This is a genomic window from Streptomyces venezuelae, assembly GCF_008642295.1.
Lineage (GTDB): Bacteria > Actinomycetota > Actinomycetes > Streptomycetales > Streptomycetaceae > Streptomyces > Streptomyces venezuelae_C.
The window spans coordinates 1,607,265-1,621,213 of the sequence record NZ_CP029190.1 but is presented as its reverse complement, the minus strand read 5'-3'; the positions used below and the strand labels follow the sequence as shown (position 1 = coordinate 1,621,213).

Here is a 13,949-nt window from a genome sequence, read left to right as displayed (position 1 = left end):
ACCGCCATGCAGAAGAACCTCGCCGCCACCCAGTCCGACGCCGCCGCCACCGCCATCGCCTCCGAGGACCCGGCCGGCCGCCTCACCCTCTCCGGCCGCAACAAGGTCTGCGCCCGCGCCCGCGTCCTCTCCGGGATGGTGCTGACCAGCGGCATCGTCATCACCCTCGGCCAGCTCGACACCAGCGTCTCCTTCATCAAGGCGGGTGCCTGAACGGCCGCCGAGGCGGGCCCAGGGGGTCATTCCGGACCTCGGGGAAAAGGCCAACTTTGAGTGGACCTCGAACAGTTCGTATGAACTAGCATCACGCTCATGCGTTCCCGTGCGCGGTACCTCGTGGGTCGTGACCCCCAAATGGCGGAGATCAGACAGGTGTTGGCCGACGCGCGCGAAGGGCGCGGCGGGGTGGTCTTCCTGGTCGGCGAGGCGGGAATCGGAAAGTCCCGGCTCGCCGCCGAGGCCGTGGGCCTGGCCCTCGGCTCCGGAATGCGCGTCCTGCGCGGCCGGAGCAGCACCACCGGCCCGACCGTACCGTTCCGGCCACTCACCGAGGCGCTGATGTCGCTGTTCCGCAGCGGCCGGCCCATGGACGACCTGCCGCTCGGCCCCTACCGGCCGGCCCTCGGCCGGCTGATACCGGACTGGAGCAGCGACGCCCAGGACAGCAGCTCCATGATCATCCTGGGTGAGGCGGTGCTGCGGCTGCTGATCGCCACCGCGGAACCGGCCGGCCAGCTGCTCCTCCTGGAAGACCTGCACGACGCCGACCCCGAGACCCTGGCGGTGGTCGAGTACCTGGTCGACAACCTCGAATACACCCCGGTGGTCCTGCTCGCCACCATCCGCACCGAGCCCTGCGACGCCCTCGACATGGCCGACTCGGCCCGGCGGCGCGGGGTGGGCGCCGTCCTCGAACTCAGCCCCCTCACCCGCCCCGAGGTGGGCGCCGTGATCGCCGCCCAGCTCGGCACCGAACCCGATCTGGTCCCGCCCGAGGCACTGGCCCGGCTGTGGGACGACAGCGCCGGCAGCCCCTTCCTCGTCGAGGAACTCCTCCAGAGCATGATCAGCGGGGGCGCCCTGGTGCAGGGCGAGGACGGCTGGCGGGTCGTCGGCGATCTGCGCAGCGACGTCTCCACTGCCCTGGCCCGCGGCATCCTGCGGCGCATCGACCGGCTGGGCCCGGAGGGCCTGACCCTGCTCTCCGCCGCCGCCGTGATCGGCCGGCGCTTCCCGCTGACCGTCCTCCAGAAGATGACCGGCATCGACGACCGCGGCCTGCTCAGTCACCTGCACGCCGGGGTGGCCGCGCAGCTGGTGGTGCCCGACGAGCCGTCCCCCGACTGGTACGCGTTCCGCCACTCGCTCACCGCGGAGGCCCTGCTCACCCAGCTCACCCCCGGCAACCGGGCCGCCATGGCCGGGCAGGCCGCGGACGCCGTCCAGGCCCTGCACCCCGAACTGCCCGGCGACTGGTGCCCGCTGGTCGCCGAACTCCGCTCACAGGCCGGCGACCGCGACGAGGCCGGGCGGCTGTTCGCCGAGGCCGGCCTGCGCGCCCTGCGGGCCGGCGCCATCGGCTCCGCGATCACCCTGCTCAGCCGGGCCGAACGGCTGCTGTCCGAAAGCCAGGACGCAGGCCGCCGGGCGGAGGTGCTGGAAGCCCTGCTGCCCGCCCTCGCCGAAGCCGGGAACTTCTCCGAGGCCTTCGGCTTCGCCGACAACCTGCACGTCCTCGGCAGCCTGACCGCCGTACGCCTGGCCGCCCTGCACACCCGGCTCGCCAAGGTCGCCCACACGGCGGGCCGCTGGGAGGACGGCAACCGGCAGATCGCCCAGGCCAGAGCCCTGCTGAAGGCCGAGCCCGACGAGCGCAGCACCGCCCCCATCGACGTCACCGCCGCCTACCTGGCCCTGGACACCCCCGGCCCGGACCGCACCCAGCTCGCCGAGAAGCTCGCCCGCTCCGCACTCCAGGCCGCCGAACGGCACGGCCTGTCCACGGTCGTCTGCCAGGCCTGGGAACTCCTCGCCACCCTCGCCCGGGAACGCGACTTCGACGAGGCCACCGCCCTGCTCGAATCCGCCCTGTACACCGCCGAACAGCACCGGCTCCCGGTCCAGCGGATGTACGCACTCACCCGCATCGGCGGCAACAACTGGCTGACCGAGGGCACCACGGGCGGACTCGTGGCCGCCCGCGGCGAGGCCCTGCGGCTCGGCTCCGCCACCATCGTCTACACCATCGACGGCATCCTCATCCTGGACACCGTCCTGCGCGGGGAGTTCGCCGCCGCGGCGCGCGCCGCCGAGGAGTGCCTGACCGTGGTCCAGCGCCTCCGGCTGGCGCCCGCCACCCGGTACGTCCTGATGTCCCAGGCCGTCCTCGCCGCCCACCAGGGGGACCGGCCGGCCATGGACCGCGCGCTGTCGGCGTTCGCCGACTGGGACGGGGCCGGCGCCCAGGAAGAACCGCTGACGCTCGGGCTCGCCCGGGCGTTCTGCGCACTCATGGAGGAGGACAGACCCGGCGCGGTCCGCGAGCTCCGTGCGGTCCGCGACCTCGAAGACGCCAACCCCAGCACCTACTACCTCAGTGGGCGGTACGGCATCGGCCTGCTCCTCGACGTCCTCTCGGGAGAGGTCGGCCGCAGCCCGTACGAGGAGATCGCCGCGACCTCCCCGGGCCGCATGCGGTGGAACCGGCAGTTCGTCCTGTTCGCCGGCGCCGTCCTGCTCGGCCGCGAAGGGCGCCGGGAGGAGGCGGCCACCGCCGCCGCGGAGGCGCAGGCCCTGGCCGAGGCCTACCCGACGGCACTCCACCTCGGCCTGCGCCTGATCGCGGAGGCGGCGCACGAGGACGGCTGGGGCGAGCCGGTGGCCTGGCTGCGCCGCGCCGAGCACCATTTCCACGGGCTGTCCGTGCCCAACGTGGCCAACGCCTGCCGGGCCGCCCTGCGCCGCCTGGGCGCCCCGGTCCACCAGCGCCGCTCCGGCTCGAACGCGATCCCCGAGGTGCTGCGCACGCTCGGGGTCACGGTCCGCGAGTACGAGGTGTTCCAGCTGCTGCCCGAGCGGCTCGGCAACAAGGACATCGCCGACCGCCTCTACATCTCCCCGCGCACGGTGGAGAAACACATCGCCGCCCTCGGCACCAAGACGGGCCACCCGACCCGCTCCTCGCTCTGCGACTTCGCCGCCGCCGTCCTGGCCTGACGGCCGGTGGCCGGTAGCCACCGGGTCAGCGCATCTCGCGGACGTGGCGGGAGGTCAGGACGCCCGCCGCCGTCACCGCCAGGACCACCGCGGAGAGGGCGAACATCGGGCCGGTGCCCGACTGGGCCATGGCCCCGCAGAGGACCAGGGACAGCGGGGCGACGGCGTAGCCGAGCACCATGTCCACCGAGATCACCCGGCTCAGCACCGATCCGTCGATGTTCCGCTGGATCCAGCTGACCCCGAACACCCCCTGGAACCCCATGCCGAACCCCATCACCAGCACCGTGGCGAGCGCCGCCACCGTGTTGTCGACCAGGCCGAGGATTCCGGAGCCCACCGCCAGCCAGCCGGCCAGCGCGGCGATCAGCAGGCCCACCCGGGGGCGGCCGGCGATCGCGCCGCCCACCAGGGTGCCCAGCATCGCTCCGCCCGCCAGGGCGCCGTTGAGCAGGCCCAGGGTGGTCGAGCCGCCGTCCAGGTCGATCTTGGCCAGGGTGGCGAAGCCGACCGTGAACGGGCCTGCCTGACAGAACGTCACCGCCATGTCGATGGCCAGGACGGTACGGATCCTGGGGTCCGCCCAGGCGTACCGCAGGCCGGCCCTGATCCGCGCGCCGAGGGTGTCCTCCGCGGCCTTCTCCGCCGGGGCCGCCCCCGCCGCCGGTTCCGCCTTCGGCAGGGTGCGGATCCGGGCCACGCACAGCCCGCAGAGCGCAAAGCAGACCGCGTCCACCAGGAAGGCGATATGCGCGTCGGACAGCGCCACCACCAGGCCGCCGACCGCCGGGCCCAGGATCGCCGACACCTTGGTGCCGACCCCGAGCAGTGCGTTCGCCTGCGGCAGCATCTCCTTGTCCACCACCGACGGCAGGATCGACGCCCGGGCCGGCTGGAAGAACGCGTCCACCGCCCCGAACGCCGCCGCCGCACAGCACAGCAGCCATACGTTCAGCGCGCCCGCCATGCCGGCCAGGCCCACCGCGGCCATCAGCCCGGCCCGGGCCCAGCTGGAGAACTTCATCAGGGTCCGGCTGGACCACTTGTCGCTCAGGGAGCCGCCGACCAGGGTCAGCAGGGCCCGGGGAACGCCCTGGCAGGCCAGCACCCAGCCGAGGGCCAGGGTGGACTGGGTGAGGCCCAGGGTGATCCACGAGAACGCGATGTAGCTGAAACCGTCGCCGAGCAGGGACAGGGACTGGCCCAGCCACAGCAGCCGGAACGACGGCTGCCGGGCAGGGGTCCACAGCCGGGAGCCCGCGCTCGTCAGGGTGCTTGCCATGGTCGGATTTCCTTCGGGTCGGTGGCGGTCAGTAGCGGACGGGCAGTGCCGTCAGCGCCCGGTTCAGGAGGGAGAGCTGCCAGGTGTGCGGCTGTTCGACCAGTTCCAGCCCCGGGTACTCGCGGACCAGTACGTCGACCACTGCGCCGGCCACCAGCCGGGCCAGTGCCGCCCCGATGCAGAAGTGCGCGCCGAAGCCGAAACCGAGGTGGGACGCGCTGCCGCGGCGCACGCTGAACACGTCCGGATCGGCGAAGCGTTCCGGGTCCCGGTTGGCCGCGGCGGTGACCAGGAACATCCGGTCCCCGGAGCGGACCGCCCGGCCGTCGAGGTCGAAGTCCTCCGCAGCGGTGCGGATCGACATCTTGGAGGGCCCGTCGAACCGCATGGCCTCCTCCACGGCCATCGCCACCAGCTTCGGGTCCTCCCGTACGGCGGCCAGCTGCTCCGGGTGCCGCAACAGCGCGAGCACGCAGTTGACGATCAGGTTGCTGGTGGTCTCGCCGCCGGCGAAGGCCATCTGGGTCAGCATCCCGACGAACTCCTCCTCGGAGACCGACTTCCCGATCTGGCCGCCCGCCAGCACCGCGCTGATCAGGTCGTCCTTCGGATCGGCGCGGCGCTGCCGCACCAGGTCGGCGAGGTAGTCCTCCAGATTGACCAGGGACTGGAGGGAGGTGCGGTACTCCTTCTCCTCCTGCGCGGCCCCCAGGACGAGGTCGCCCACCCGCGCGTTCCAGTACCAGAAGGACGGGCCGTGGGCCTGGGGGACGCCCAGCCAGCGGGCGAAGACCAGCGCGGGCAGCGGCCGGGCGATGTCGGTGACCAGGTCGCCGAACCGGCCGGGGACCGCGCGCCGGGTGAGCATGGCCCGGGTGGCGCGTTCCACGAAGGCCCGGTAGCGGGCGATGGTCCGGGCCGCGAACTGCTCCTGGAACACCTGGCGGAGCCGGCGGTGCTGGGGCGGGTCGTTGAACACCATCCAGCGGGACAGGATTCCGAAGGCCCGCTCGGCGTCCTCGCGGGCGCCCTCGGGGATCGCGTCCATCAGCGGGCGCACCCGCTCGGCGGAGACGGCCGGGTCGCGCAGGCAGTGCATCAGCGGGGCGTGCCCGGTGATCAGCCAGGCCCGGTGCATGGCGCTCCAGTGGACCGGGTCGTGGTCGCGGAGGGAGTTGAGGTAGGGATACGGGTCGGCGTTGACCGCGGGGTCGAGCAGATACCGCTCGGCGAACGGACCGCCACTGCGGGGGGCGGCAGGGCCGGGCCCGGCCGGGGCCGCCGGGCGGTCGCCCGCCGTGGCCCCGGTGAACGGGCACACCCCCGGCGCGACGCCGGCCGGCGCTCCCGCGCCGGGCGCGGCCGAAGCGGTGCGCGGGCCCGTGTCCGGCCTGCCCGAGGCCGCTTCGCGGCTCGTGGTGGTGCCCGGGGCCGCTGCGCGGCCGGTGGCCGACGCGTTGCGCGGATCCGTGGCTGCCGTGCGGTTGGTCGCCGGGGCGGTCGAGCCCATCGTGTTGGTCAGCGTCATCGCCGTGCCCCCGCCTTGATCGTGTCCAGCAGGGCGGCCGTCTGCGGCATCAGCCGTTCGGACATCATCGACATGTGGTCTCCTTCGGTCACATGGACGGTGAGCCCGCCCAGAGCCAGCTCGCGCCAGCGTTCGACATAGGTGGGGTAGTCCACGTCCAGGCCCGGCATCGGTTCGCCGTCCGGCAGGCCGGCGGCCACCGAGCCCACCACCAGGTGGACATGGCCCGGGTAGGGCCGGGTCTGGTAGCCGGCCAGGGCGACCAGCAGCGAGTGCCACACCTCGATCGGTGCGTTCTCCACCAGGGCCGCCTCGCTCGGGCTCATCCCCGCGCCCAGCAGCAGGGCGGTGAGCTCGGCCACCGCCGCCTCGCGCTCCGCCGAGGGCGGCAGGGACCGCACCCGGTTGCGCATCCGCAGCCCGGTCTCCATGTCCCGCCCGACACCCGCGAGGCGGTCCCGGGCGACCGGGTTGGGCAGGTACGGCTCGATCAGCACCAGCGGTTCGACCTCGTGCCCGGCCTCGTACAGCTGGGTGGCCATCTCCAGGGCGATGTTGGCGCCCATCGACCAGCCCAGCAGGTCGTGCGGGCCCCGCCCGCCGTGCGCGGCGATCTCCGCGACGTAGTTGGCGGCGATCCCGGCCAGCGTGGTCGGGTCCACCCCGCCCAGCAGGCCGCGGGCCTGGAAGGCGCGTACGGGCCGCCCCGGCGGCAGCGTCCGGGCGAGCGGCACGTACCAGGCGGCGCTGCCGCCGGTCGGGTGCACGCACCACAGCGGCGAGCCCTCGCCCTCCCGGAGCCGGACCTCCGACCGCACCTCGGCCGCGGCGGACTCCGCCGCCAGGCCGGCCGCGGCGGTCACGGCGGCCACGGCCCGCTCCGCCAGCCCGGCGATCGTCGGCAGTTCGATCAGGTCCCGTACCGAGACGGGCAGGCCGCGCGAGGAGGCCTGGGCGGCCACCCGGACCGTGGACAGCGAACTGCCGCCCAGGCGGAAGAAGTCGTCGTGGACGCCGACCTCGTCGATGCCGAGCACGGTGCACCACACCTCGGCGAGTTCCTTCTCGGCCGGCGTGCGGGGCGCCACGAACTCGGTACCGCCGTCCCCACGGCCGGCCGCCGGCAGCGGCAGCGCCCGCTTGTCGGTCTTGCCGCTGCTGGTGACGGGCATCGCCTCGAGGAACACGTACCGGGCCGGGACCATGTACTCGGGCATCTCGGCGCGCAGGGCCCGCCGGAGCTCCTCCGCGCCCGCCTCGGCGCCGTCCCGCAGCACCACGTACCCGACCAGGGCAGCCTCGCCGCCCGGCAGGTCCCGCCGCAGCAGCACCACCGCCTGCCGCACCTCGGGCACCTCGCGCAGCCGGTGCTCGATCTCGCCCAGCTCGATCCGGTAGCCGCGCAGTTTGATCTGGCTGTCCCGGCGGCCCAGCCACTCCACGGTGCCGTCGGGCCGCTGGGCGCCGATGTCGCCGGTCCGGCACAGCCGGTCGCCCGGGGCGCCGTACGGGTCGGGCACGAAGGTGGCGGCGGTCAGCGCGGGCCGGTTCAGATAGCCGGGGCCGACGCACAGGCCGCCGAGGTAGATCTCGCCGGGGACACCGACCGGGAGCGGCCCCATGTCCTCGTCCAGCACGTACATCTGCGTGTTGCGGACCGGGCGGCCGACCGGGACCCGCCGGGTGTCCGGGGTCAGGTCGGCGCACACCGACCAGACCGTGGCCTCGGTCAGCCCGTAGATGTTGATGAAGCGGCGGTTCCGCGACCAGGCCCGGGCCAGTTCGGCCGGGCAGGCCTCGCCCGCCACCTGGAGCACCGCCAGGTCCGGGAAGCGGTCCTCCCCGAGCACGGCCAGCGCGCTGGGCGGCAGCATCGTGCCGGTGATCCCGTACTCCAGCAGGGTGTCCGCCAGGTCGGGGCCGGGCCGCAGGGCGTCCTTGGGCGGGGTGCACAGCCGGCCGCCGTTCGCCAGCGACCAGGTCAGCTCCAGGATGGACGCGTCGAAACTGAGCGAGGCGAACTGGAGCACCCGGTCCGCGGGCGTCGGGGCGAACACATCACGCTGGCCCTCCAGCATGTTGGTCAGCCCGCGGTGGGCGATCGCGGTGCCCTTGGGGGTGCCGGTGGAGCCCGAGGTGTAGATCAGGTATGCGGTGCCGTCCGGGTCCGCGCCCGCAGCGCCCTCCCCGGCGGGGCCCTCGTCCGCGCCGGCCGCCCAGGTCCCCGGGTCGTCCAGCAGCAGCACCTCACCGCCGAAGGGCACCCGGCCGGCCAGCGGCGACTGGGTGAGCAGCACCCGCATCCCGCTGTCCTTCGCGGTGAACTCCAGCCGCTCCGCCGGGTGCTGCGGGTCCAGCGGCAGGAACGCGCCGCCCGCCTTCAGCACTCCGAGCACCGACCGCACCCAGTCCGGGCCACGGTCCACGCAGATGCCAACCACCACCTCCGGTCCGACGCCCAGCCCGCGCAGCCGCCGCGCCAGCCGCTCGCCGGCCTCGTCCAGTCCGGCGTACGTGAGCTCCCCGCCCTCGTACGCCACGGCCACCGCCTCCGGGGTCCGTTCGGCGTGCCCGGCGACCAGCTCGTGGAACATCAGCGGGGTGTTCTCCCGCTCCGGGCCGCGGGCCCAGTCCGCCAGGGCCTGCTCCCGGGCGGCGCCGGTCAGTGCGGGCCGGACCACCGGGGCATCCGGGGCGCCGGTCATCGCCTCCAGCACCTGGCACAGCAGGTCCGCCAGCTGGTCGGCGGTGGCCGGGGCCAGGTACTCCGGGTCGGCATCCAGCTGGAAGCCGTCCACGCTCGCGTTCACCAGCAGCGGGAACATGGTCCGGGCGATCTCCAGCGACTCGTCCCAGCTGTCCCCGGCCAGCCGGTGGAAGTTGACGAAGTTGAAGATGGCCTCGACCAGCCCGGGCTCACCGGGCCGCAGCTGCTGCAGCCGGACCAGCGGCACCCGGCGGTGCGGCAGCATCTCCTGCTCGGCCGCGAACACCGCCCGGACGTACTCCAGCCAGCTGCCTTCGGGCCGCCGCACCCCGAACGGCACCGTGTTGAGGAACAGTCCGCGCATCCGGTCGCCGCCCGGCAGCTCCGGCCGGCCGTTGGTGGCCAGGCCGATCGAGTGTCCGAGAATCCCGTCCCCGCCGGCCTCGTCCCGTTCCGCGAACAGGCTCATGGTGTGGTGGAAGGCGGTCAGCAGGACCGTGCGCCGCGGCACCCCGGCCTGCCGGGCCAGCCGGCCGATGGGCTCGGCGAGGCGGGCGTAGGACCGCTTGATCTCGTACACCGGATGCCCGCCGTCGGCGGCCGGCTCGCCGTGCCTCGGGAACCGGACCGGACGGAGATCGGCCAGCGTGGACTGCCAGTACCGCAGGCCCTCCGGGTCCTCCACCGCGGCCCGTTCCAGGGCGACGTACTCGGCGAAGGCGGGCGCGGCCGGCAATGCCGGGGCACGGCCGTGCGCCACCGACTTCCGGTGCAGGTCGAGCAGGTCGGCGATGAGCGAGGTCAGGCTCCAGCCGTCGAGGACGATGTGGCAGTCGGTGAGGGTGAGCCGCAGCTCGGTGTCGCCGATGTGGTGCAGGTGGATGCGGATCAGCGGGGCCGCGGCCAGGTCGAACCGCCGGACGAACTCCGCCTGGACGAACTCCCGCAGGACCGACCGCTGTTCGTCCTGCGGCAGACCGCGCAGGTCGGTGTACCCGACCGGGACGTGCGCGGTGCGGTGCACCAGCTGGAGGGGCTCGGAGTACGACCCGAGGTCCACGGAGGTGCGCAGGATGCCGTGGCCGCGGACGACGGTGTCCACGGCCGACTGGAAGGCGGCCAGGTCGAAGCCCTCCGGCACGGAGATCTTCAGGTCGGTGACGTTGTGGTAGGCGCCGCGCTGCTCGTCGGCGAGCATCTCGTGCAGCATGCCGGCCTGGAGCATGGTCAGCGGGTAGGCGTCCTCCAGCTCCTGGGGCCCCTCCTGCCCCTCCTTCAGCCGGTCCGCATCGGCCGGGGACAGCTGGGAGAACGGCTCCACCGGGGCCGGGCCGTCGTCCTCCGCCACGGTCGCCGCCCGGGCCAGATCGGCCAGGGTACGGGCCCGGAACAGGTCCGGCACGGTCAGCGCGAGCCCGGCGGTGCGGGCCCGGCCGATCACCTGGAGCGCCAGGATCGAATCGCCGCCCAGATCGAAGAAGTTGGCGGTGGCGCTCACCCGCTCGGTACCGAGCACCTCGGCCCAGATCCCGGCCAGGGTCTCCTCGGCCGGGCCGGCCGGGGCCGTGTACCCGGTGGTCCCGCCCTGCTCCGCCGCCCCCTCGGCCGCCACCGCGATCAGGGCCTTGCGGTCCACCTTGCCGTTCGCGGTGATCGGCAGCTTCGGGTGGCGTACGAACAGGGCCGGCACCATGTACTCCGGCAGGGTCAGCCGCAGCCGGTCCCGGAGGTCGGCCGCGTCCAGCGGGCGGCCCTCCGTCAGCACCACATGGGCGACCAGCCGGGCCCCGCCGTGCCCGTCCGGGCGGGCCACCACGGCCGCGTCCCGGACCCCGGGCAGGGAGCGCAGGGCGGTCTCGATCTCGCCGGGCTCGATCCGGAAGCCGCGGATCTTCACCTGGTGGTCGGCCCGGCCGCAGTACGCCAGCTGCCCGTCGGGCAGCACCCGTACCAGGTCTCCGGTGCGGTACATCCGGCCGCCCTGCGGGGCGAACGGGTCCAGCGGGAACCGCTCGGCGGTCAGCTCGGGCCGGTTGCGGTAGCCGCGGGCCACACCGCCGCCCGCGACATACAGCTCGCCCACCGTGCCGCGCGGCACCAGCCGGCCCGCCCGGTCCAGGACGTAGCCGTGCTGGCCGGCCAGCGGGCGGCCGATCGGCGAGTACACCGGGGACCCGGGGTCCTCCTCGGTGATCAGCCGGTAGGTGACGTGCACGGTGGTCTCGGTGATCCCGTACATGTTGACCAGCGCCGGGCGGCGGTCCGCGGGCACCGCGAACCAGTCGCGGTAGTCGCGGGTGTCGAAGGCGTCCCCGCCGAAGACCACCGTACGGAGCGCCAGCTCGCCGAAGTCCGCGCCCTGCTGCGCCAGATACGCCCGCAGGCCCTTGAACGCGGCGGGGGTCTGGTTGAGCACGGTGACCCGCTCCTCGCGGAGCACGGCGTGCACCGCGGCGGGGTCGCGGACCTCGTCCTCGGTCAGCACCACCACCCGGCCGCCGGAGGTCAGCGGACCCCACAGCTCCCAGACGGAGAAGTCGAAGGCGGGGGAGTGGACCAGGGTCCACACATCGCCGGGACCGAAGTCGAAGTGCCGGTCGGCGGCGGCGAACAGCCAGGCCGCGTTGGCGTGGGTGATCTCCACGCCCTTGGGCTGTCCGGTCGAGCCGGAGGTGTAGATGACGTACGCGAGGGAGTCCGGGCCGGGCCGCACGGCGGCCGGGACGTCGGTGCCGGGTGCCGCCTCCGGGCCGCCGTCGAGCGGGATGACACCCACCGGCAGCCCGGCCAGGGCGGCTTGGCCGGTGGCGTCGGCGACCACCCACTCCACCCCGGCGTCCGCGATGGTGAACTCCCGCCGCGCCCGCGGGTGCGCCGGGTCCAGAGGCAGGTAGGCCGCACCGGCCCGCCACACCCCGAGCAGGGCCACCGCCAGGTCCACCGAGCGGCCCAGGCACACCCCGACCAGGGACTCCGGCCCGATGCCGGCCGCCCGCAGCCGCCGGGCCAGCGCGGTCGCGGCGGCGTCGAGCCCGGCGTACGTCAGGGACCGGCCGCCACCGGAGACGGCCACCGCGTCCGGGGCCCGGCGGATCTGCTCGTCCACCCGGTCCAGGGCGAGCCGCGGGGCCTCCGTCTGCTCCGGGGCCTCCGCCTGTTCCGTGGGCTCGGGCGCACGGTTGGCCGGACCGTCCGGCCCGAGCAGCTCCGCGATCTCCGTGTCGGTGAGCAGGGCCATCTCGCTCAGCGGCACACCGGGGACCTTGGTGAACGCCCGCAGTACGGCCACCGTGTGGGCCGCCAGCCGGGCCACCGACTCCTCGGTGTACAGGTCCGGGCGGTAGACGAACCGCAGGGTCTGCCGGCCGCCGCCCTCGTACACGTCCAGAGTGAGGTCGAACTTGGCGGTGGTGAGGTCGATGGGGAAGACGGTGCCGGTGGCCGCGCCGAGGGCGTACGCGCCGGACTCCCCGGCGGCGGTGTGCGTGTACAGCACCTGGAACAGCGGGTTCCGGGACAGGTCGCGTTCCGGGCTGAGTTCGTCCACGATCCGCTCGAACGGCAGGCCCTGGTGCGAGAGCGCACCCAGCACGCTCTCCCGGGTCCGGGCCAGCAGCTCGGCCGGGGTCGGGTCGCCCGCCAGATCGGTGCGGACGACCAGGGTGTTCACGAAGAACCCGACCAGCTGCTCGGTCTCCGGCCGGTCGCGGTTGGCGACCACGGTCCCGATTGCGATGTCGTCCTGACCGCTGTGGAAGGCGAGCGCCGCCTGGAACGCCGCCATCACCGTCATGTACGGGGTGGTGTCGGCCCGCTCGCCGGCCTCGGCCAGCGCGGCGGTCAGCTCCGCCGGCAGCTCCACGCTGTGCAGCGCGCCGACGGAGGAGCGGACGGCGGGCCGGGGGTGGTCGGTGGGCAGGTCCAGCGGGCTCAGCCCGGCCAGGGTGCTGCGCCAGTAGTCGAGGTCGGCGGTCTCGTCGGTGCCGCGCTGCCAGACCGCGTAGTCGGTGTAGTCGATGGGCTGCGGGGCCAGTCGGGGGGCGTCGCCCTCGGAGCGGGCCCGGTACAGCTCGCGCAGGTCCCGCAGCAGGATGTCCAGGGACCAGCCGTCCGAGACGATGTGGTGCATGGCCAGCACGAGGACGTGGTCCTCATCGGCGACCTTGAGCAGGGTAGCCCGGAAGGCGGGCTCGGCGGAGAGGTCGAAGGGCCGGACCGCGACGGCCCGTACCGCCGCGGAGATGGCGGCGGGGCCGCCGGCCACGATGTCCGCGGGCAGGCTTCTCAGGTCCAGCCCCCCGGCGCCGTCGGGGGGCAGCACCCGCTGGGCGGGCAGACCGTCCCGGTCGGGGAACACCACGCGCAGCTGCTCGTGCCGGGCGACGAGGTCGCCGACGGCGGCGCCCAGCGCGGCCACGTCCAACGGCCCGGCGAACCGCCAGGCGGCGGGCATCAGGTACTCGACCCCGCCGGGGTCGAGCTGGTCGAGGAAGTACAGCCGCTGCTGTGCCGCCGACAGCGGCGCCTGCTCGGGCCGCGGCTCGACCCGCGGAATCCCGACGGGGGCCCCGGCCCCCGCCTTCCCCCGGAGCCGGCGCTCCAGCAGGGCGCGGGCGGCGGGGGAGAGGCCGCCGTGCGGGGCGGAGGATTCGACGTGGGAGGTGGTGGGGGTGATGGTCATCGGAAGGTCCGTCCAATCGGAAGAAGAAGTCGGAAAGCGGATCCGGCGTGACCGCCGGGTCGTGACGGTGGGGCGAGCGGCCGGCGGCAGGGGCCGGCGCTTGGCCGTGGGCCGGCCCGGGCCCTCGGCTGTGGCCGGCGCGGCCTCGGGCTGGGCCCGTTGTGCGGGCCGTTGGCCGTAACCGGCGGCCGAAGCGGGTCCCCGGCTCCCTCAGCAGCGCGGTCCGGCCGCCGTGGCCATCGACCGGCTGTGGCCGGTGTGACCGGCGGGCTGGGCCCGTTGTGTGGGCTGCTCGCCTGCCTGCCGTGACCGGCTGCCGGAGCCGGTCCTCGGCTCCCTCGGGAGCCGCGGTCCAGCTGCCGTGGCCACCGACCGGCTGTGGCCGGTGCGGCCTTGGGCTGGGCCCGTTGTGTCGGCCGGTAGCCGCCTGGCCGGTCCCCGGAGCGCGGGCCGGTCGCCGTGGCCGCGGGCCGGCTGCCGGCCGGAGCCCGGTCGGGCCAGGCCCCCGTACCGCGAGCCGGCCGCCGAGGCCATG

Annotated in this window: 5 protein-coding genes; 2 read left to right on the top strand and 3 right to left on the bottom strand. The window is 74.4% G+C overall.

The annotated features are described in order from the left end of the window. Positions 1-6 precede the first annotated feature (6 nt). Together DEJ50_RS07015 and DEJ50_RS07010 are read left to right on the top strand one after the other, a co-directional pair. A complete protein-coding gene (locus tag DEJ50_RS07015) occupies positions 7-213 on the top strand; it encodes a hypothetical protein (RefSeq protein WP_150206722.1) in 207 nt (68 codons plus the stop codon). A gap of 99 nt (positions 214-312) precedes the next feature. Beyond that, the gene (locus DEJ50_RS07010) at positions 313-3,216 is read left to right on the top strand and encodes a helix-turn-helix transcriptional regulator (RefSeq protein ID WP_150206721.1); all 2,904 of its coding nucleotides are present in this window, start codon (positions 313-315) and stop codon (positions 3,214-3,216) included. A gap of 25 nt (positions 3,217-3,241) precedes the next feature. Here the strand turns inward: DEJ50_RS07010 and DEJ50_RS07005 are convergent, their stop codons facing one another. Genes DEJ50_RS07005 through DEJ50_RS35180 form a run of 3 tightly spaced genes read right to left on the bottom strand, consistent with a single transcriptional unit; the run spans position 3,242 to position 13,414 of the window. Beyond that, positions 3,242-4,498 carry an MFS transporter gene (locus DEJ50_RS07005; protein WP_150206720.1) on the bottom strand — a complete coding sequence of 419 codons (1,257 nt, stop codon included), beginning with the start codon at positions 4,496-4,498 and terminating at the stop codon, positions 3,242-3,244. 28 nt (positions 4,499-4,526) lie between these two features. Beyond that, positions 4,527-6,026, bottom strand: a complete 1,500-nt coding sequence (locus DEJ50_RS07000) for a cytochrome P450 (RefSeq protein ID WP_223837638.1) — start codon at positions 6,024-6,026, stop codon at positions 4,527-4,529. Further along, the gene (locus DEJ50_RS35180; protein WP_150206719.1) at positions 6,023-13,414 is read right to left on the bottom strand and encodes a non-ribosomal peptide synthetase; all 7,392 of its coding nucleotides are present in this window, start codon (positions 13,412-13,414) and stop codon (positions 6,023-6,025) included. The genes DEJ50_RS07000 and DEJ50_RS35180 overlap by 4 nt, the downstream gene beginning before the upstream one ends. Between the last annotated feature and the right edge of the window lie 535 nt (positions 13,415-13,949).